The organism is Priestia sp. JV24 (assembly GCF_025910025.1).
Classification (GTDB): domain Bacteria; phylum Bacillota; class Bacilli; order Bacillales; family Bacillaceae_H; genus Priestia; species Priestia megaterium.
Genome location: NZ_JAPCIN010000020.1, coordinates 439624 through 459513, shown reverse-complemented (window position 1 = coordinate 459513; position 19890 = coordinate 439624). Strand labels below are relative to the sequence as shown.

At 39.8% G+C, this 19890-nt stretch carries 22 protein-coding genes; 21 read left to right on the top strand and 1 reads right to left on the bottom strand.

Translation table 11 applies throughout. The features are described 5' to 3' along the window. Nucleotides 1–58: 58 nt before the first annotated feature. The 19 genes from OK414_RS17550 (at nucleotide 59) to OK414_RS17460 (ending at nucleotide 16729) form a co-directional block, all read left to right on the top strand. The gene (locus tag OK414_RS17550; protein ID WP_034650450.1) at nucleotides 59–631 is read left to right on the top strand and encodes a GNAT family N-acetyltransferase; all 573 of its coding nucleotides are present in this window, start codon (nucleotides 59–61) and stop codon (nucleotides 629–631) included. An 80-nt stretch (nucleotides 632–711) separates the two neighbouring features. Beyond that, complete coding sequence (locus tag OK414_RS17545) at nucleotides 712–1848, top strand: GAF domain-containing sensor histidine kinase (RefSeq protein ID WP_034650452.1); 1137 nt, start codon at nucleotides 712–714, stop codon at nucleotides 1846–1848. Between the two features lie 530 nt (nucleotides 1849–2378). After that, nucleotides 2379–2723 carry a hypothetical protein gene (locus OK414_RS17540; RefSeq protein ID WP_263045273.1) on the top strand — a complete coding sequence of 115 codons (345 nt, stop codon included), beginning with the start codon at nucleotides 2379–2381 and terminating at the stop codon, nucleotides 2721–2723. Nucleotides 2724–2737: 14 nt separating this feature from the next. Next, nucleotides 2738–3616: a PhzF family phenazine biosynthesis protein gene (locus OK414_RS17535; protein WP_263045272.1), complete on the top strand. Its 879-nt coding sequence runs from the start codon at nucleotides 2738–2740 to the stop codon at nucleotides 3614–3616. A 163-nt stretch (nucleotides 3617–3779) separates the two neighbouring features. Continuing rightward, nucleotides 3780–4454 (top strand): response regulator transcription factor, encoded by a 675-nt coding sequence (locus OK414_RS17530; protein ID WP_263045271.1) that lies wholly within the window; start codon nucleotides 3780–3782, stop codon nucleotides 4452–4454. Beyond that, on the top strand, nucleotides 4451–5833 hold the full coding sequence (locus tag OK414_RS17525) for a sensor histidine kinase (RefSeq protein ID WP_263045270.1): 1383 nt from the start codon (nucleotides 4451–4453) through the stop codon (nucleotides 5831–5833). The genes OK414_RS17530 and OK414_RS17525 overlap by 4 nt, the downstream gene beginning before the upstream one ends. A 72-nt stretch (nucleotides 5834–5905) precedes the next feature. Next, a complete protein-coding gene (locus OK414_RS17520) occupies nucleotides 5906–6991 on the top strand; it encodes an ABC transporter permease (protein WP_263045269.1) in 1086 nt (361 codons plus the stop codon). Beyond that, complete coding sequence (locus OK414_RS17515; protein ID WP_128820252.1) at nucleotides 6991–7686, top strand: ABC transporter ATP-binding protein; 696 nt, start codon at nucleotides 6991–6993, stop codon at nucleotides 7684–7686. The genes OK414_RS17520 and OK414_RS17515 overlap by 1 nt, the downstream gene beginning before the upstream one ends. 126 nt (nucleotides 7687–7812) lie before the next feature. Further along, nucleotides 7813–8010, top strand: a complete 198-nt coding sequence (locus OK414_RS17510) for a hypothetical protein (protein WP_263045268.1) — start codon at nucleotides 7813–7815, stop codon at nucleotides 8008–8010. A 62-nt stretch (nucleotides 8011–8072) separates the two neighbouring features. After that, entirely contained in the window at nucleotides 8073–8363 is a 291-nt protein-coding gene (locus OK414_RS17505) for a hypothetical protein (protein WP_263045267.1), read from the top strand. A gap of 11 nt (nucleotides 8364–8374) precedes the next feature. Then, nucleotides 8375–8947 carry a shikimate kinase gene (locus OK414_RS17500; protein ID WP_263045266.1) on the top strand — a complete coding sequence of 191 codons (573 nt, stop codon included), beginning with the start codon at nucleotides 8375–8377 and terminating at the stop codon, nucleotides 8945–8947. Continuing rightward, nucleotides 8940–9329: a VOC family protein gene (locus tag OK414_RS17495; protein ID WP_016764883.1), complete on the top strand. Its 390-nt coding sequence runs from the start codon at nucleotides 8940–8942 to the stop codon at nucleotides 9327–9329. Before OK414_RS17500 ends, OK414_RS17495 begins: the two co-directional genes overlap by 8 nt. 98 nt (nucleotides 9330–9427) lie before the next feature. Continuing rightward, a complete protein-coding gene (locus OK414_RS17490; RefSeq protein ID WP_263045265.1) occupies nucleotides 9428–10027 on the top strand; it encodes a GNAT family N-acetyltransferase in 600 nt (199 codons plus the stop codon). 168 nt (nucleotides 10028–10195) lie between these two features. Beyond that, on the top strand, nucleotides 10196–10555 hold the full coding sequence (locus OK414_RS17485; protein WP_263045264.1) for a hypothetical protein: 360 nt from the start codon (nucleotides 10196–10198) through the stop codon (nucleotides 10553–10555). A 442-nt stretch (nucleotides 10556–10997) separates the two neighbouring features. Beyond that, a complete protein-coding gene (zwf, locus tag OK414_RS17480; protein WP_263045263.1) occupies nucleotides 10998–12500 on the top strand; it encodes a glucose-6-phosphate dehydrogenase in 1503 nt (500 codons plus the stop codon). A gap of 28 nt (nucleotides 12501–12528) precedes the next feature. Next, nucleotides 12529–14523 (top strand): transketolase, encoded by a 1995-nt coding sequence (gene tkt, locus OK414_RS17475; protein ID WP_263045262.1) that lies wholly within the window; start codon nucleotides 12529–12531, stop codon nucleotides 14521–14523. A 30-nt stretch (nucleotides 14524–14553) separates the two neighbouring features. Beyond that, the gene (gene gnd / locus OK414_RS17470; protein WP_013057957.1) at nucleotides 14554–15447 is read left to right on the top strand and encodes a phosphogluconate dehydrogenase (NAD(+)-dependent, decarboxylating); all 894 of its coding nucleotides are present in this window, start codon (nucleotides 14554–14556) and stop codon (nucleotides 15445–15447) included. A gap of 49 nt (nucleotides 15448–15496) precedes the next feature. Next, nucleotides 15497–16165, top strand: coding sequence for a fructose-6-phosphate aldolase (gene fsa / locus OK414_RS17465; RefSeq protein ID WP_013083988.1), 669 nt, complete (start codon nucleotides 15497–15499; stop codon nucleotides 16163–16165). A gap of 78 nt (nucleotides 16166–16243) precedes the next feature. Continuing rightward, complete coding sequence (locus tag OK414_RS17460; protein WP_263045261.1) at nucleotides 16244–16729, top strand: hypothetical protein; 486 nt, start codon at nucleotides 16244–16246, stop codon at nucleotides 16727–16729. Between the two features lie 298 nt (nucleotides 16730–17027). Here OK414_RS17460 and OK414_RS17455 read toward each other — a convergent pair whose 3' ends face one another. Then, the gene (locus OK414_RS17455) at nucleotides 17028–17573 is read right to left on the bottom strand and encodes a GNAT family N-acetyltransferase (protein ID WP_034650492.1); all 546 of its coding nucleotides are present in this window, start codon (nucleotides 17571–17573) and stop codon (nucleotides 17028–17030) included. A 295-nt stretch (nucleotides 17574–17868) separates the two neighbouring features. Between OK414_RS17455 and OK414_RS17450 the strand changes: the two genes are divergently transcribed. Both OK414_RS17450 and OK414_RS17445 read left to right on the top strand, forming a co-directional pair. After that, the gene (locus tag OK414_RS17450) at nucleotides 17869–19149 is read left to right on the top strand and encodes a glycosyltransferase (protein WP_263045260.1); all 1281 of its coding nucleotides are present in this window, start codon (nucleotides 17869–17871) and stop codon (nucleotides 19147–19149) included. Beyond that, nucleotides 19121–19828 carry a TetR/AcrR family transcriptional regulator gene (locus tag OK414_RS17445; protein WP_233334985.1) on the top strand — a complete coding sequence of 236 codons (708 nt, stop codon included), beginning with the start codon at nucleotides 19121–19123 and terminating at the stop codon, nucleotides 19826–19828. The genes OK414_RS17450 and OK414_RS17445 overlap by 29 nt, the downstream gene beginning before the upstream one ends. Nucleotides 19829–19890 lie beyond the last annotated feature (62 nt).

The window sequence follows — 19890 nt, the reverse complement described above, 5'->3', positions numbered from 1 at the left end:
TTTTAAAAAAGCCTTCTTTTTTTTACATACATTTCTTGAAGTAGAGGAGAGACATAGTATGATAGAGGGTCACGCTATTTATTTACGCCCGTTAACTGTCAGCGATGCGCACGACAGCCTTCAGTTGCAAAAGGACAATCGCGGCTTTTTTGAACAGTTTTCTATGGTTCGAGAGGACTCTTTTTATACGTTAGAGAGCCAAGTAGAAAAAATTCAGCGTCACGAAGAGAAGAGGAAAAACGATGAAGAATACTATTTTGGTCTTTTTCAAAAAGAGAATAATAAGTTAATTGGCACCATTAGTCTTTTTCAAGTGATGCGCGAATCTTTACAAAGCGCGTTTATCGGCTATTTTCTAGATCAGCATCATAATGGAAAAGGGTACGCAACAGAAGCCGTAAAAGCACTTGTAGGCTATGCGTTCGAAGAGCTGAATCTTCACCGCATTGAAGCCGGTGTCATGCCTCGTAATATGCCTTCTCAGCGAGTACTTGAAAAAGCAGGGTTTCATAGGGAAGGAATAGCTAGAAAAAATGTAAATATTAACGGCATATGGGAGGACCATCAAGTCTTGGCTACCCTTAACCCTAACGATGAAATAGAAGAAATAAACGAGTTCTTAAAATTTTGATATACGTTTTCGGATTTAAAATTTATAATGAGAATAAGAGAATAGAACAGTCTATATTTAAATAGTAGGTGACTAAGGTAATGGAAGAGAGGAACATCAATGAAAAAGCCGTTTGGGATGTATTGCAGATGGCTAGCGAAGTAGTCGGAAGCAGGACGCTGTTTGTAGGGATTTTCGACGAACAATTTTCAGTTATGAAAGCCTTTAATAAAGAAGGGGGAAGCCTTGTAGAGGATGGACTGACGCTGCCGTTAGAACTTGCGGTATGCAACTTAGTCACATGTGATGAACCCCTTGTTATTCCCAATACAAAACGCGATGTTAGAACGTCTAATTTAGCCATCATTGATGGTGCCCGGGTAGGTTCTTATTTAGGAACACCTATTGTGCTAGAAGACGGGAGAATGTTTGGTACCCTATGTGCGGTCGATCCGGATCCTTATCAGTTTAGCGAAAGTGAAATTCAAGGGTTAAACCGGCTGGCTGGTATTTTGTCTCATATTATTTATAAAAATCAAGCGGCTGTTTTGCCGAAAATTGAAGAGAAAATTCTGCAGCTTGATAAACTGGCGCTCGTAGGGCAGCTAGCAGCAGGGTTAGCGCATGAGATTCGAAACCCGATGCAGTCGGTGCGCGGCTTTATTCAATTTCTATTTAATGAAAATGAACAGGCGGAGCCTTTTCAAAAAATTGTTCTTGATGAACTGGATCGTATGAATGAACTTATTAACAACTTCTTGCTTGTCACGCAGCCAACAGCGCCCAAAAAAGAAATCGTATCGATTGTAGAAGTTATTCATGATACCGTTGCTTTCTTGAAAAGTGAAGCTGCGCTGTATAATGTCGAAATGAACGTAAGAATAGAAGGAGCCATTCCGCTTGTCTCAATCGATCCTGCTCAAATGAGACAAGTGTTTATGAATCTTTTGAAAAACGCCATTGAAGCAATGGAGAAAAAGAAACGCGGGGAAGTAAATCTTATTATTAAAGAATGGGAAGGTTGGGCTATTATTGACATTCAAGATACCGGCTCTGGCATTCCGCTATCCATTATTAATAAAGTAGGAAATCCATTTTTCTCAACAAAAGATGGAACAGGCATGGGGTTAGGGCTTTCTATTTGTAAAACGATCATCAACGAGCATAACGGTAAGCTTGCGATTGAAAGTGATGAGAACGGGACAGTAGTGACGGTGAAGCTGCCTTTGACGATTTAAGATAAAACAAAAAAGAAAGGAGAGCAAGCACTCATCCTTTCTTTTTTGCTGACCTTTTTAATATGCTGAACTGTCTTCAATCCAGTATTCATAGTCTTCCGCATCTTTTTTATTTAACTTTTTGCCGTTGATGTAAATTTTGTCCCACTCGTAAATTTGTTTATCCAAATAAACGTTAAACACAATGCGTACATGTTCTTTTTCTGTATAATCGTAGCCGGTAAATTGTACAACGTGATGACGGCCATCTTTTTTAATATAGGTCCATTTTGGATGATCGTTGTACGTTTCAAGCGTAATTGCTTCGTCGCCGTAGCGAACTACATCTTTAATATTCGTTTTAAAACACCTTTCATTGGTTATAATCTATCATCTAAAATGACTCTATTATTATACATTATTTCTATTATTTTTCTATTCTTCCTTAAATTATTTTTAAAGTAAGAATATTTGTGCTATGGGTTTTTTAACAAGAAGTTTCATGAAAAAGAAGAATATGGTAGATTTGAAGAAAAAGGAGGTGCTCCAACGTGAATCGTTTAAAGGAAGCCCTGCATCAATCGTGGTCAATTCATTCAAGCACGAAGTGGACGGCTGACAATCCTTCTAAGGGACAGTGCGGCGTGACAGCTCTTGTCGTTCAAGATATCAAAGGAGGATATATTTTAAAAACTCCGTGTAAAGAAGGCTGGCATTTTTATAATCAGCTTGATGAACAGCGCTGTGATTTTACACAAGAACAATTTCGCGAGCCTCTCCATTATGCAGACATTTTGTCCAGTCGGGAAGAAGCGTTTATGGATACCAATAAGGAGCAATATGAGGCTTTAAAGAAAAACGTAATGACCTATTTTATACATGAAAATTTGCTTTAGAAAGGAACACATAAATGAAAAGTATTCAGTATTCCATTGTTGATGTATTTGCACAGAGAAAATATACGGGAAATCAGCTCGCTGTTTTTAAAGACGCAGGAAGACTTTCAGACAAAGAGATGCAGCAAATGGCTAAAGAAATTAATTTTTCTGAAACGACGTTTATCACGTCTGCTTCTGCAAAAGGAGAATATAACGTGCGGATTTTTACACCTAATGAAGAAGTGCCATTTGCAGGCCATCCGACGCTCGGTACCGCTTATGTTATCCGAGAAGAATTAAAAGAAAAAGATACAGAGGAGCTTATTCTTCATTATAAAGCAGGCCCTACGCCCGTTACATATGACGAACAAAAAGATGTACTATGGATGACACAAGGTCAGCCGACGTTTGGGAAAGTGTTAGATAAAAAGCAAGTGGCGGACGTGTTAAACCTTGATGAAGTTTATATCGACACGCGTTTTCCCGTTCAAGAAGTATCCACCGGTCTGCCGGTCATCCTTGTCCCGTTAACATCATTAGAAGCAGCTAAAGAAATAAATGTAGACAAAGAAAAATATTTCAAACTGATAGAAGACACGGAAGCGAAAGCAATTATGGTCTTTTCGCCGGAAACCTATCACGAAGATCATCACGTAAATGTGCGAGATTTTGCCGACTACTACGGCGTGCCAGAAGATGCAGCAACCGGCAGCGCCAACGGCTGTTTAGCAGCATATTTAGTTAAATACCGTTATTTTAATCAGCAAGCCATTGACATACGTGTAGAACAAGGATACGAAATAGGAAGATCTTCACTGCTGTATGTAAAAGCTAGTTATGATGGAGAGGCTTTTCACATTCAAGTAGGCGGAAAAGTCGAGATGATTGCGCGCGGTGAATGGATTTTGTAACAAGCTGTTCATCTGCTGTTCACAATAAGCCCTTATCCTAATAAAAACGCAATAGGACCACGGCGTTTGGTTACACTAGTAAACAGATAGATACTGAAAGAATAAATGATGGCGGCCAAAAGGCCGCCATTTTAAATGCTTGATAAAAGGAGTGGCAGAAAAAATGATTCACATTTTACTGGCGGATGACGATGAGCATATGCGGCAATTGGTTCGTCACTATTTGCAGCTTGAGGGCTATATGGTGCATGAAGCAAAAGACGGGGAAGAAGCTTCAGGCCTGCTTGCTAAGCAGCACATTCATTTAGCGGTTATAGATATTATGATGCCTCATAAAGACGGATATGAAGTGTGCGAAGAAATACGGAGCTATTATGATTTCCCCATTATTTTATTAACGGCAAAAGATCAGCTCGAAGACAAAGAACAAGGCTTTTTAGCAGGAACGGATGACTATGTGACAAAGCCGTTTGAACCAAAAGAATTGATTTTCCGAATCAAAGCACTGCTTCGCCGGTACGAAGTGGTAAATGAAAAAATGATCGTGCTGAACAACACCTCTATCGACCGAAAAAGCTATGAAGTGCACTGCAACGGACGACTGTTCATTCTTCCAATGAAAGAATTTGAATTATTAGCTCAGCTTGCGAGCTACCCAGGAAGAATTTTTACAAGAGAAGAACTCATTCACCTAATATGGGGAGCGGATTTTAACGGAGATAACCGCACAATCGATGTACACGTAAAAAGGCTGCGCGAGAGATTTGAACATACCGATGATTTTGTCATTACGACGGTTCGAGGCGTTGGCTATAAGCTTGAGGTGACGGCAAAATGAAGACGCTCTATTTGCGGATTGTCCTGACGACCATTGCTGTAATGGTATTTAGCAGTCTCCTCGCGTTTATTTTAGCAAACGTCTATTATCAGTACAGCTTAAAACCGTATAACGATCAAAAGGTTACGCGTATGGCAAAAGACATTAGGAGCTTTTACGAAAGCAATAGAGGCGTGGATCAACAGTCTTATTTACAGCATATTAGTAAATTGGGCTATCAAATATATGTAGTGGACAGGAGCGGAAATGAGACGTTTTACGGGCGGAAATTTAGAAACCAGCGCTTAGAAAAGAGTGCTGTCAAACAAGTGTTAGACGGCAAAATGTATCACGGAATTGCAAACTTTCCTTCACAGGTGTTTGTGACGGGATTTTTTGATAATGTATTAGCCAATACCATTGGCGTGCCGTTAAAAGGAGAAAGTAACAAGCAGCAAGCCCTGTTTATTCGCCCAGATATTCAGCTGCAGTTCGGGGAAATGCGTATTTTTTTCTCAGTCATTTTACTGCTGATGATTGTATTAAGTATTTTATTTGTACTTATTAGCACGCGTTATTTAGTAAAACCAATCGTCAAGCTAACCGAAGCGACAAAGCAAGTGGCAAAAGGAAAATACAACGTTGAGCTGTACGTAAAGCGCCGAGACGAAATCGGCTCGCTTGCTTCACATTTTTCTGAAATGGCTAAAAGTTTAGAGCAGCTTGAAGAGATGCGCCAAGAATTTGTATCGAACGTGTCACATGAAATTCAGTCTCCGCTGGCGTCCATTCAAGGGTTTTCAAAAACGCTCCGTTCTGGCCATCTTTCTGATGAACAAAGAAATGAGTATCTGTCTATTATTGAAGAAGAAAGCCGGCGCATGTCCTCGCTCAGCAAACAGCTGCTTACGCTTGCTTCACTTGATAAAGAAAACGAGCATATCGACAAAAGCACGTTTGACGTTGCAGCTCAAATCAAGCAAGTGCTGTTTATGACGGAGTGGAGCTGGCGTGAAAAAGAGCTGGCCATTGAAATGGATCTGCCTTCAACGATGATTTCAGGCGATCAAAAACTGCTTCATCAAGTGTGGACAAACTTGATTACAAACAGCGTAAAGTTCACGGAAGAAGGAGGAACGCTGTCTCTTCGCGTTGGCATGGAAGACACGCATTGCCACGTTGAATTTCAAGATACGGGAATCGGCATGTCAAAAGAAAGCCTACCGTATATTTTTAATCGTTTTTATAAGGAAGATAAAGCAAGAAGCCGGACGGAAGGAAGCAGCGGTCTTGGTTTAGCGATTGTGAAGCAAATTATCGAAATGCACGGAGGCTCGATTCACGTTGAAAGTGAAAAAGGAAAAGGCAGCACTTTTCACGTTTATCTTCCGAAAATGTAATGAGCCGTTCATCTTCCATTCATTTTCTATTTTTATACTTTAAATAGAATTAAAAAAGGAGATGAAAGAAAGATGTTTTTGGCTTTACGTGAATTAAAACATGCGAAGCTGCGCTATTTACTCATTAGCGTGATTATGGTGTTAATTGTATGGCTTGTGCTTTTTGTATCAGGCTTAGCAAAGGGGCTTTCCTCTGACAATGCTTCAGCTGTTCAAGAAATGAAAGGAAATTATTTTGTGCTTCAAAAAGAAGCGGATCAGCGCCTGACGCGCTCTGTTTTATCCACAAACAAAACAGAGGATATTCAACAACTAAGCGGCAAGAAAAATGCTGAGCCGCTTGGTGTCACGATGACAGCCGTTATAAATGAAGGAAAAGAGAAAAAAATCGACGCCTCGTTTTTTGCCATAAGCACAAGCGGCTTTTTAGCTCCGAACGTAACAGAAGGGAAGATGATTACGGACGATGCGAAACATGAAGCAGTGGCGGACTCTTCGCTAAAAGAAAAAGGAGTAAAGCTAGGTGATATGATAAAAGATACGGCTTCAGGAAAAAGCTTTAGAATTGTTGGTTTTACAAAAAATCAGTCGTTTAGTCACGCGCCTGTTATTCATATTAATCTTACAGAGTGGAAGACAATTGAAAGCACAGATGCCTTTAATGCAGTGGTGTTAAACATGAACGATAAAAAAGCACATGCTCTTCAAAAAAAGGAGTCTGACATTGATGTGATTAGTAAAGATGAAGCGTTAAAGGGTATTCCTGGCTATCAAGAAGAACAAGGCTCGCTTTTAATGATGGTCGCGTTTCTGTTTATCATTGGAGCTTTTGTATTAGCCGTTTTTTTCTACGTGATGACGCTTCAAAAAATGAATCAGTTTGGGGTGTTAAAAGCGATAGGAGCAAAAACAAGTTATTTAGCGCGGACGATTTTATCTCAAGTGGTTGTCTTAACTTTATGCAGTCTTGCTATCAGTATTGGATTGACATACGGAGTAGCTGCTATTTTACCGGATTCCATGCCGTTCCACTTGGACGTGTCGCTGATCGCAGGGTGTTCGGCGCTGTTTGTAGCTGTTTCTGTACTGAGTTCATTATTATCGCTGTATCGCGTAGCAAAAGTAGATGCGGTTGAAGCGATTGGGAGGGCTGTGTAATGAGTGAAGAAAAACTAGTTTTAGAGAGTGTTAGCAAGTCATTTGGAGACGGAGAAAACGCTGTAGTCGTGTTAAATAATCTATCGCTGCGTGTAAAAGCGGGAGAGCTTGTGGCTATTGTCGGTCCTTCCGGTTCTGGGAAAAGTACCTTTTTATCCATTGCAGGCGCGCTGCTTTCACCGTCTGGCGGACGCGTGATGATTGATGGAGACGAGATTAATAACATGTCTTCAGCGCAAATGAACAGCATCCGTTTGAAAAAAATCGGCTTTATCTTTCAATCAGCTAATTTAATTCCGTATTTAACGGTTCGCGATCAGCTGCTTCTTGTCACGGAACTAGAAGGAAATCGAGACAAAGAAGCCAAAAAAAGAGCGGATGATTTGCTTGAAAAACTAGGGCTTGCTCATCGAAAGCATCACTATCCTGAAAGTTTATCGGGAGGAGAACGCCAGCGGGCAGCGATTGCAAGAGCGTGGATGAATAACCCTGAAATTATCTTTGCAGACGAGCCGACGGCAAGCTTGGATTCAGAGCGAGGAAGAGCGGTCGTGCAAATGCTTGCAGATGAAGTGAAGCTAAGGGGCAAATCAGCTGTAATGGTTACGCATGATCAAAGAATGCTGGATTTATGTGACCGCGTTGTGTGGATGGAAGATGGGAAATTAGTGGAATCAAATAGCGTGCAAGTTTAAAAAAGAGGCTGGGACAAAAGTATGTTAGACGAAGGGAAAAACGAACTATTCATCAACATGTTTGATGAGCGGTTCGTTTTTTTGTGATAGTGCCTATCGTTTTATCTGTTTTGTTCCTTCTAGCAGTTGATTGGAGGGAAAGACGAAGACTCTTGCGGGAAAAGCGGAACAGATGAGAGCCCACAGGAGCGTAAGCGACGAGGAGGCTCAGCGGCCGCCGGCGGCAAGCGAAGTCTTGCACGGAAATCAACGGCGGTGTCTCAAGCAGTTCAGTTCATAAGACAATGCTATTTAGGAAAGAAGAAAATAAGAAACAGGAAATGAAAGAGTCATGAAGAAATAATAAAAAGGTGATGAAACAATGAGAACATGGAAAACAGCCGTGTGTGGATAAAGTAGGCCCTTTAGAACTGCTAAAAACAGAAAAGCCGATTGAAGTTAAAGCAAATGAATCGCTGTCGCTTGTTATCAAATATAAGCAGCAGCCCAACGAAAAGCATCTGGTACAAATACAAAACAAACACGAAGTGGACGTACCCCTAAAGAAAAGCAAGCTGAAAGCACCTTCAAAAACAGGCACTTACTGCTACTCATATTCGGTATGGTGGATGGATGAAAATCAAAAAAATGTATCTAATGGAGATGCGTTGTACGCGTTTGTGCTGGAAGTGAAATAAGGAGAGAGCATATGCAAATCCCCATTATTCTCATTGGACCTATGTGCGCTGGAAAAACGACGGTTGGTGAAAAAGTGGCAACCAAACTAAATATTCCTCAGTGCTCAATGGATGAAGTGCGATTTTCCTACTACCGGGAAATAGGATTCAGCAAAGAAACACAGCAACAAATTCGAGAAAAACAAGGATTTCAAGGCATGTACGCCTATTGGAAGCCTTTTGAAGCCTATGCCGTTAAAAGAATACTAGAAGATTACAAGCATGCGGTCATTGATTTTGGCGCCGGCCACTCGGTCTATGAAGACATAAAGCTGTTTCAACAAGTAGAAAAAACGTTAAAACCTTACGACTCCCTGTTTTTATTGCTTCCGAGTGCTGACAGAGAAGAGTCCATACAGATATTGCATCAAAGATTGCAACAAATAACGGATGACAACGATATTTTTGAACTTAACAAACATTTTGTAAAACATCCATCCAATCGCACATTGGCAAAGCAAACGATCTACACAAAGGGAAAGTCGGCAGATACAGTAGCGGAAGAAATGATTTTATCTATTAAAAGGAGTGAAAGTATTGATTAAAAAAGTCGGTCAAATTATGGTATATGTAAACGATCAAGATCAAGCGGTAAAGTTTTGGACAGAAAAAATGGGATTTCAGGTTATGTCTGAACAAAATAATGAACAAGGCATGAAGTGGATTGAGCTAGCGCCGGTAGCGGGGGCCGAAACAACCATTATCCTTCATAACAAACAGCTAATAGCAAAAATGCAGCCAGAATTAAATGTCGGGACTCCTTCACTGCTGTTTTTTACAGAAAATGTGGATGAATTATATAGTGATTTAACAGCTAAAGGCGTAACGGTGGGAGAAATCGTATCTATGCCTTCAGGGCGAGTCTTTAACTTTTCAGATAGTGAAGATAACTATTTTGCGGTTATGGAAAACGTGAATCATAAATAAAGGAAAAAGAAAAACACCGGGAGGATTCATTCTCGGTGTTTTACATGTAGGGCAGGATGAGTTACTCTGCATGGATAAATCAAGGAGTGATGCCTCTCATGATAAAACTAATAGGAGAAAAAGTGTGGTTAAGAGAAGCGACACAGGAAGACGTTAATGAACTTTATTACTGGAAGTACGAAGAAAAAAACCAAGAAGCAAAAAAGTGGAATGCTCCCTATATAACAGAAGGAAGACTGACCAGAGAAGAATATATGAACTCATGGGACAAGGAATATGAGCTTTTTCCATGCGTTCCTCGACTCCTCGCGGTCATCATTGATGAAAAAGCAGTGGGCACCGTAAGTTGTTACTGGGTAGACAAGCATACAAACTGGCTGGAAACCGGAATTGTCATTTACGACTCAGATTATTGGAGCGGAGGATACGGCACGGAAGCTTACCGCATGTGGATTGATTTTTTATTTGAGTCTACACATTTACATAGACTCGGTATGTCCACGTGGTCAGGCAACATCAGAATGATAAAAACAGCTGCAAAAATAGGCATGAAAGAAGAGGCGAGAATCAGAGAAGCACGTATCGTAAACGGTGAATATTTTGACAGCATCAAAATGGGAATGCTGCGAAGGGAATGGGAAAGTCATCGTAGTAAGAGCTGTAATAGAAAAGAATACAGAGGTGAACTAAAGCATTGATCAATATAGTCTCATTATTTAAGGCTTCTTCCTTTATGAATGGAAGAAGCTTTTCTTATGTCAATCATGTCATCTGTAAGACCTAGCGTGTATAAAATTAAAAGAAGGAACGTTTATATAGTTCTGCTCAAATCAGTTACTGTGTTAAAAACATCAGGGGGGAAATGCATGCGGGCAAACTTTAAAGAATCTACAAAAAGAAGCGTGAAAAAGAAGAAAACGCTGCAGTTTACACTAAATGTAATCGGAATATTTATGTTTATAGGGGTTTTAATCAGGTGGTGGACTGTTCCGTTCGCTGTTAGTAACGATCTTCAAATTTACTATAATCCAGATTTTCAAATGAAACCCAGTGAGTGCAAGGAATTTGTTGCGTTCGTTTTATGCGCAGCAAGCGTGTATTTTAGTTTAATAAACGTCTACTTTTTAGGAAAAACAGGTAAAAAATTAGTCTATACCGTTCTTGTTTTACTGGCTGTCTTTAACCTCTATATGATGCTTACACTTCTTGCTGTAGCCACGCATTAAAGGCGCGCATTTAGCTCAAAAGAAAGAGGTCAAATTTCCTTTCTCTTTTAACTTGTTTTATGATTTTTCTATGTAAAAAACAGATAAGTCTTGAAACACCTTCATTAGCTGAGCTTTCATAGTACTTCCACCTTTTAGTATTTTTCACCTGACACATATGTAAATATTATGTGTGTTTTTACTTTCATACAATTCTATCAGATTCATTAAAACAGTTTTATTTTCTAAATTCAACTGAAAAGTATTTTCATTATTTTCGCCCTAAACTAACCGAGATAAGCTGCTATAAGGTTTAAAGAAAAAAAGAAAATTGAAATGATTTTTTACGAGATTAATATCTTGACGAAAAAATATTTCAGGAATAAGATAGGTTACATAAAGTAACGAGTGAAAGAAAAGTTACTTTTTAAAGATTATATTTTTCCTAACAGGAGGAAGAGATATGGAAGCGATGACTTTTGTTTTATTCGGTTCAACAGGTGATTTAGCGAAACGCAAAATTTATCCTGCACTCTATAATTTATTTGTAGACGGGAAAATTTCTAAATCAATTTCTGTTGTAGGACTAGGCAGAAGGGAGATGTCCGATGCAGATTTTCAGAAAAAAGTAGAAGAATCTATTCATACTTTTTCACGTCGCGTCGAAAAAGATTCATCTCTTATGCAGCATTTTCTGTCAGCTTTTCGCTACAGCCAATTGGATGCAACGAATGCTGAAGACTATAAAAGTGTGTTAAATCTAGTAGAAGCACGAGAAGCAGAACTAAACATTCCAAGCAACCGAATGTTTTATCTCTCCGTTGCACCAGAATTTTTCGGTACGATCGCCGAGCATATTAAAGACAGCGGCTTAGGTGCTACAAAAGGTTGGAAACGGTTAATTATTGAAAAACCGTTTGGCCATGATCTAAAGTCAGCTCGACAATTAAACGAAAACTTAAGCAAAGCGTTTAAAGAAAAAGAGATTTACCGCATTGACCACTATCTTGGCAAGTCGATGGTACAAAATTTAGAAGCGCTGGAATTCGCTAATCCTATTCTTCAATCATTATGGAATAACGAACATATTGCGAATATACAAATTACAGCAAGTGAAACGGTCGGCGTAGAGGAAAGAGCAAGCTATTATGACCATTCAGGAGCGATTCGAGATATGGTTCAAAATCATATGCTGCAAATGCTGATGATGACGGCTATGCACTTACCGGCTCGCATTAGCGCTGATGACATTCGAAACGAAAAAATAAATGTGTTAAAAGCACTTCGTCCGCTTGTAAAAGAAGAGATGGATCTAGACGTTGTTCGCGGTCAATATGAGGCTGGAAAAATAAACGGGGCTTCAGTGCCGAGCTACATAAATGAGCCCGGTGTCTCACCATCTTCACAGACAGATACGTTTTTAGCAGCCAGACTATATATCGATAATTCGCTTTGGAAAGGTGTTCCTTTCTACATTCGTACAGGGAAAAGAATGGCGGAAAAAGCGACGCGAATTGTTATTGAATTCAAAGACTCGCTAAAAGAGTTGTACTTAGACAAAGGAGAAACAACATCTCCAAATCTGTTGATCATTGAAATCAACCCGCACGAAAATATTACGCTGCAGTTAAACAGCAAAAATCCATTTAATCATGGTCATATTGAGCCTGTACAAATTAATTTCTCAGGTCAGCAAGAAGGAGCGCCGGAAGCATATGAGCGTCTTATTGCAGATGCATGTGCCGGAGATTCTACATTTTTTGCTCATTGGAAAGAAGTAGAGCTAGCTTGGGAATGGGTTCAGCCGCTTCTTGAAGCGTTTGAGGAAAATACAGTGCCGCTTTATAAATATGCTGCTGGTTCATACGGCCCTGACGCATCATATGCACTTTTAGAAAAAGACGGTTTTAAGTGGTGGTTGGATGAAGAAACAGCAAGTCAATCACGCGAAGTGCAGCTAGTTTAATACAAACAAAGCGAAAGAAGGATGAAACATGAGTACCAACATAGACATACTTGCAGTTAATACGATTCGCACCCTGTCAATTGATGCAGTAAACGCAGCTAATTCAGGCCATCCTGGGCTTCCGATGGGAGCGGCTCCGATGACCTATGCGCTGTGGGCAAATCACTTACAGCATAATCCGGCAAATTCAAGCTGGTTTAACCGAGATCGTTTTATCTTATCAGCCGGTCATGGCTCAAGCTTGCTGTATAGCATGCTTCATCTAAGCGGATACAATGTATCGGTAGAAGATTTAAAGAGCTTCCGCAAATTAAACAGTAAAACACCGGGTCATCCTGAATTTGGCCATACGGACGGCGTGGAAGCAACAACAGGTCCTTTAGGTCAAGGAATTGCAAATGCAGTCGGAATGGCACTGGCAGAAGCTCATTTAGCGGCAAAGTTTAACCAGTCAAAATTCCCTGTCGTTGATCACTATACGTATACATTAGTAGGCGATGGTGACTTGATGGAAGGCATTTCTTATGAAGCAATGTCCATGGCTGGCCATATGAAGCTTGGCAAGCTTATCGCTTTATATGACTCCAACGATATTTCGTTAGACGGGGAATTAAATCTTTCGTTTGGTGAAAATATCCAAAAAAGAGCGGAATCTGCAAACTGGCAGTATTTGCGTGTAGAAGATGGAAATGACGTAGATGAAGTCACAAAATCCATCGAAAAAGCGAAGCAAAACACCGAACAGCCAACGCTTATCGAAGTAAGAACCATTATTGGCTACGGAAGTCCAAAAGTAGCAGGAACAAATAAAGCACACGGCAATCCGCTTGGAGAAGAAGAAGCAAAAGAAACAAAACAAGCCTACGGCTGGGAAGCTGAAGAAAACTTCTATGTTCCAGAAGAAGTAAAAGCTCATTTTGAAAAGCTAGAGGAAAAAGGGATGAAAGCAGAAGCAGAGTGGAACGAACTGTTTGCTTCTTACCAAAAAGAATACCCTATGCTCGCTGATGAATTAGAACGTGCCATCACGGGCGAAGCGTTAATTGAAGTAAATGATATTTTAACATTTTCATCAGAAAAAGCGATGTCGACTCGTGTTGCAAGCGGAGAAGCGATTAATTATTTCACTAAATCTGTGCCATCTATTTTTGGAGGCAGCGCTGATTTATCGCATTCTACGATGACAGACATTAAAGAAGACGGTCCGTACGCACCAGGATATTTCGGTAATCGAAATATTTATTTCGGCGTACGTGAACATGCAATGGGAGCGGCCGGTAATGGAATGGCCCTTCACGGAGGTGTGAAGCCGTTTGTCAGCACATTCTTTGTTTTTAATGATTACTTGCGTCCAGCGATTCGTTTAGCTGCACTGCAAAAGCTGCCGGTCACATATGTATTTACTCATGATTCCATAGCAGTAGGAGAAGATGGACCAACTCATGAGCCCGTTGAACATTTAGCTTCTCTTCGTGCAATTCCAGGGCTTACCGTAATCCGTCCGTCTGATGCAAACGAAACAGCTAGCGCTTGGGCTTATGCGCTTCAGCAAGCGGAAGGCCCTGTAGCCTTAGTGCTTAGCCGTCAAAACTTGCCTGTATTTGAAGAAACAAAACAAAATATCAACGACCTAGCTAAGGGAGCTTACGTATTAACCGAAACAAACGATAAGCCGGAGATGATTTTCATCGCCACAGGTTCTGAAGTAGCACTAGCGGTCGGTGCAAAAGCTCAGCTAGAGCGTGAAAATGTATCTGTACGTGTTGTAGCAATGCCTAGCTGGGAGCTGTTTAACAAACAGTCAAAAGAGTATCAAGAGCGTATCTTGCCTGAGTCTGTTTCAAAAAGAATTTCTCTAGAAATGGGGATTTCACTTGGCTGGGAACGTTTTGTAGGGCCAAAAGGAAAAGTGTTAGCTGTTGACACATTTGGTGCTTCAGGAACCGGAGCTGATGTGATGAAGCTGTTTGGATTTACAGAAGAAAACGTAGTGGCACAAGCAAAAGAATTGCTAAAGGCTTAAATAAAAAGATAAATAGAAGGAGCTGTTCACATGAAAGTAGGATTAGTTGGTTTAGGGAAAATGGGGATTAACTTAGGACAAAACTTATTGGATCAGCGTCATGACGTTGTAGCATTTGACGTAAATTCAAATGCAGTGGAGCAAATGAAAGGGTACGGTGCGTCAGGAGTATCAAGCTTACAGGAGCTTGTTCAGTCACTCGAAACACCAAGAGTTGTATGGCTGATGGTTCCTCATACGGTTGTTGATTCTGTTATTAGTGAAGTGAAGCCTCTTTTAGCTGAAGGAGATATCGTTATTGAAGCGGGAAACTCTCATTACAAAGAGTCTATTCGACGCTATAACGAGTTAAAAGAAAACAAAATCCGCTTTATGGACGTTGGAACATCTGGCGGAATGGAAGGCGCTCGTAACGGAGCATGCTATATGATTGGCGGAGATCGTGAAGCGTGGGAAATTGTTGAACCTATCTTCCGCGATACAGCAGTAGAAAACGGATACCTATACGCTGGAGAAGCAGGGAGCGGCCACTTTTTAAAAATGGTTCATAACGGCATTGAATACGGCATGATGGCTGCAATCGGAGAAGGATTTGAAGTTCTTGAAAAAAGCCAGTTCGACTATGATTACGAAAAAGTGGCGAGAGTATGGAACAATGGATCTGTTATTCGTTCATGGCTAATGGAATTAACCGAAAATGCATTCTCTAAAGATGCTAAGCTAGATGACATCAAAGGAGTTATGAACTCTTCTGGTGAAGGAAAATGGACGGTAGAAACGGCTTTAGACCTTCAAACAGCTACGCCGGTTATTGCGATGTCTTTACTAATGCGCTATCGCTCGCTTGAAGATGATACCTTTACAGGAAAGGTAGTTTCCGCGCTTCGAAACGAGTTTGGCGGTCATGCTGTGGAAAAGAAATAACAAGTGAAATACTGGGTATAGTAAAAAAAACTAATGGAGGAATGAAAAAATGAAATTTTTTATTGATACTGCAAACCTTGACGATATTAAAAAAGCATACAAATTGGGCGTTTTATCTGGTGTTACAACAAACCCTTCTCTTGTTGCAAAAGAAGGCGTAAAGTTTGAAGATCGTATTGAAGAAATTTTAAAAACCGTTCCAGAAGTAGAATCCGTTTCAGCAGAAGTGACGCCGGATGCCGAAACAGCAGAAGACATGATTGCGCAAGCAGAAGAATTAATCAAAATTAACGGCGGGGATCAAAACATTACGATCAAGCTTCCAATGACACTCGCTGGACTAGAAGCGACTCGCTACCTTGCTAAAAAAGGTGTAAAAACAAACGTAACGCTGATTTTCACTGTGAACCAAGCTCTTTTAGCAGCCCGTGCAGGTGCAACATATGTATCTCCATTCCTTGGTCGCCTTGATGATATTTCAGAAGACGGCGTACAGCTTGTGGCTAAAATTGCTGAGTTGTTCCGCATTCAAAATATCGACTCTCAAATCATTGCGGCTTCTGTAAGACATCCGGACCACGTTACACGCGTAGCCCTTGCCGGAGCTCATATTGCAACTATTCCATATTCAGTAATCGAGCAGCTTGTTAAACATCCTTTAACCGAACAAGGAATTGAAAAATTTGCGGCTGATTGGAAAAATGCTGTTCAAAACTAAGTAAAAGATAAAGAACGTGCGCATTCTAAAAAAAGAATGCACGCGTTCTCTCATAATATCCTTAAAGAGGTAAACACCATGAATACAGTAGACGCTAAGATGATTAAAACCCAATACGGTTTAGAGGTTTATGTAGATGATGTAGAGCATATTAACTTTAAAAGCCTTCATGCACCGAAAGTTAACCAGCCGCTCTATCGCATTGAATTTGAAATTGGCTACTTTTTATTAAAAGAACACAGATATTACGAATACGAAAAGAACTATTTTTGGCTTGCAGTAAGCGAAGATTTTAGTAAGCTAATTATTCAAGAACCTGATATGGAGAGCTTATTTGGAGCTAAAAGCGAAGACGAAAGAAAGGCGACAAAAGAGCTTTTAAGTCAGTGGCTCATTCATACCGAGGCTTATAAAAAGCAATTAAACCAGCATATTAATGATTGCAAAAAAAGTAATGAAACAAATGAGGGCATAACGGCTGTTTTAGAAAAGTTGCTGAATATTTCAGCAGCAGACATTGAACAAGCCCCGATTGAGAAATTAGCTGCCTCACGATCAGTTTAACTTAAAAAAGTAGGCAGGCATTCATAGCTGCACTTGAAAAAGATGCTTCGTTTAAAACGCGAAGCATCTTTTTTTCATTCTTTATAAAGAGCGGGCTTATCTGTAGGAAAGGCTCTTTTCGCATAGATTATTTCCTGATAAGAGATGATAAAATACTCTTTCAGGAGGCGGTTTCTCAATGGTTAAAGACATTATGCCACGTTTTCAGACTTCACTAAAGACGAGCAAATTCAACTATTTAACTCTTTAAAATTCCTATGTTAAAACGACTCTATTACTTATTCCGCTAAAGCCCCCGTTACTTGAATAACTTATACCAGTATAAAGTGGTTCTAATAGTAGGATTATATGACTGCTTTAGTGTGTCAACTCCACCTAGTATGAATCCTTGTTTTACATAAAATCTGCATGCACCAAGGTTATCATCTTGCGCTTCCAAGGACATTCCTATAAGTTTTCTTTGTCTTGCCCACTCTTCTGCTTTATTTAAGAGCAACTTTCCGACTCCGCTGCCTCTATAATCTTTTTTAGTAGCAATGTTTTCAATATAACAGAAGCGATTCCAATCCTTACTTATTCTAATCTGTCCTATGCAAGTAGTATTCATATAAGCTAAAAACAAAGCTTTATCCTCTCGGTTTATATATTGGCTCCAATCAAGTTTGTCATCTGGAAAACGTGTTTCTCTAGTTTCATCAAAAAGAACTTCTTTATAAGACCACTTTCCTGATTGCAAACTGGGGACAACTCTGCCATATAACTTAAAATAATCATTTGTCATATTGATGTCGTCTATTAAGTCATTATTTAATGGAGAAATAATGAGTTTACTTTCACTATCCAATAGTACACACTTCCTTTTATGATGTTTTGAAAATATTTTATTTAAGGATAAGTAAATCCTGTCTTATTCAACATGACTGCCCGTTAGCTGAATAAGCCTTTCTTTATACAATACTATAAAAAGGAAATTTCCCCTTGTTATAATTAAAAGCAGCAATCTTAAAAAAGTGCCTTAGGAAAATAAAGGATAGTAATAAAAACGACACAATTGTCGTTTTTTATATTGACGAATCAATTTCAGGAGGTTACATTATATTAAAACGACAATGTTGTCGTTTTAATATAAGGAGGCTGAAATGATGCTTATTACGATGTTAACAACAGGAACGCGAGGAGACACCCAGCCTTTTATGGCTTTAGGATTAGAGCTAAAAAAGAAAGGATACCGTGTACGAATTGCGGCTTCAGAAGCTTATCAAAACTTCATAAAATCGTATGGATTCGAATATGCCATGCTTCGAGGAGATGTTTCTAAAATTATAGAGAGCGGAGCAGCAGACGACGCGATTAATGCAGACAATCCTCTCAAATTTTTTTCAAGCTTAAAAAATGAAAAGATGATGGGTATGATGATTGATATACAAGAAGATTTGCACAAAGCATGCAAAGGAGCCGATGCAATTGTATATCATCCAGGTGCGGCAATTGGTTACTTTGCTGCTAATGAGATGAATATACCAAGCATTTTAGCCAGCCCTTTTCCAATGACACCAACAAAAGACTATCCAGCTTTACTTTTTTATGATCGACCACGATTTGGAAAAATATATAATAAGCTGACGCATCGTATTTTTGAATGGGGATTTTGGAAAGTAGTAAATGGTCCTTTAAAAAAATATTGGGTTCAGCAGCATGGAACAGGACCTAGCGATTTTTCATGTCCGTATCCAAAGCAGCGTACAGCAGCTAACCCAATCATTATTTCGTCAAGTCCCACTGTATTTTCCGTATCTAAAGATTGGCCTGAACACGTTCATTCCTACGGAAATTGGTTTATGGACAGTGACCATAGCTATCAGCCGGAAGAGAAGCTGGAAAGGTTTTTAAAGGCTGGAGAACCGCCAGTTTATATTGGATTTGGAAGTGTTGGTGATAAAAAAAACGCAGGCGAAACGACTGCTTTAGTGATTAAAGCCTTAAAACTTGCCGGGAAACGAGGTATCATCAATACAGGAGGAAGCGGAATGAATCACACGGAAGAGATAGCAGAAGACATTTTATTTGTAAAAGATATTCCTCATGAGTGGCTGTTTCCTAAAATGTCTGCCGTTGTTCATCATGGAGGAGCAGGAACAACGGCGGAAGGCCTCCGAGCTGGTGTTCCAAGTATTATTGTTCCTTATGGAAATGACCAATTCGCTTGGGGAAGAAAAATTCACGAGCTAGGAGCTGGAGCAAAAGCCATTCCGAGAAAAGAATTGACGGCTGAAAAATTATCCGCAGCTATTTCCTGTACGCAAGTTAATGAAATTCGGTCCAAAGCACAAGAAATCGGAAAACAAATCCGAGCTGAAAAAGGGGCTGAAAAAGCAGCTCAGGTGATTATTGATGCACTCGAGACATTCGGAAATAAATAAAAAAGTAAGCGAGCGTGAAAAAATGCCAAAAGTAAGGGAAGGATACGCTGAAAAAAAGAAGCAAGAGATTTTAGAAGCAGCCAAAAGAGTATGCAAGAGCAAACCGGTGCATGATGTAGCCATGCGAGATATCGTTTTGGAAGCTGGAATGAGTCAGGGAGGCGTGTACAAATATTTTTCAAACCTTGATGAAGTATTTGTCGGACTTCTTAATCAAGAAAGCGTCAGCTATAAAGTAAAAGATAAAATTGAAGCCCTACTTCAGACAAAAAAAGATTCCTTTGAAATGCTGCATGATTTTATTATGTATATTGGAGAGCATATCCAAGAATCGATGACAGCAGGAGGAGAAATTTACTTTGAACTAGTAGCGTTGTATTCAAAAGACCCTCAGCGTTTTATGAAAATTGAAGATCAGCTAGTTGAAGTCTCTAACCTTAAATATATTCAAAAAAAGCTTCACGACTTTATTACGCAGCAAATAGAAGTAAAGAATTTCTCTCCGGCTGTACCAACAGATGATCTGCTAGCTTTTATGGCTACAACGATCAACGGAATTACACAAAATCCAGCGCCGATTTACAACGTCGATGAAAAGAAACAAGTTGCTGAGGCGGGAAACGTAGAACGGCATGTCAATACGCTTTCAATAGCCGTTCGAAAGCTATTAGGAGAATAAGTACAGCTGTAACATTAAAATGTGTCTTATAATATTGCTAGCAGCGTTAAGTACATTTTTTA